Consider the following 607-nt stretch of genomic DNA (forward strand, 5'->3'; position numbering starts at 1 on the left):
ACGCGGCGGCCCTGCCACTGGTGGGCCTGACCGCCTGGCAGGCACTGTTCGAACTCGGCGAGCTCACCGCCGGGCAGCGCGTGCTCATCACCGGCGCCGGAGGCGCTGTCGGTGCCTACGCGGTGCAACTGGCCAAGAACGCCGGCGCGCACGTCATCGCCACGGCGAGCCCGCGCAGCGCGGACCGGGTCCGAGCCGCCGGCGCCGACCAGGTCCTGGACCACACCGCGACCGAGGTGGTGGATGCGGTGACCCAGCCGGTCGACCTCCTGCTCAACCTCGCACCGATCGAGCCCTCGCAACTCGCCGACCAGGCCGCTCTCGTGCGGTCCGGCGGAACCGTGGTCAACACCACGGTATGGATGCAAGCGCCGAGCGACCAAGCGCGCCAGGTACGCGGACTCAACGTCTTCGTCCGCAGCGACACCAAGCAACTCACCGGCCTCGTGACCGCGATCGACCGAGGCGACCTTCACATCGACATCAGCCGCCGTATCCAGCTCCAGGACCTCCCGGCGTTCCACGCCGAAGTCGCCGCCGGTGCCGTGTCCGGCAAGGTCGTCGTCCTAGCGCCGACCGCCTAGCCCCTCTCATCCCTCACTGACCG

Annotated in this window: 1 protein-coding gene; it reads left to right on the top strand. The window is 70.7% G+C overall.

Annotated features, from left to right (window positions below; translation table 11 throughout):
- Positions 1–584: zinc-binding dehydrogenase (locus ACH34W_RS55590; RefSeq protein ID WP_395969365.1), on the top strand; the 584-nt coding region annotated here is incomplete at its 5' end.
- Between the last annotated feature and the right edge of the window lie 23 nt (positions 585–607).

This window comes from Actinomadura sp. 6N118 (assembly GCF_044326415.1).
GTDB lineage: Bacteria > Actinomycetota > Actinomycetes > Streptosporangiales > Streptosporangiaceae > Spirillospora.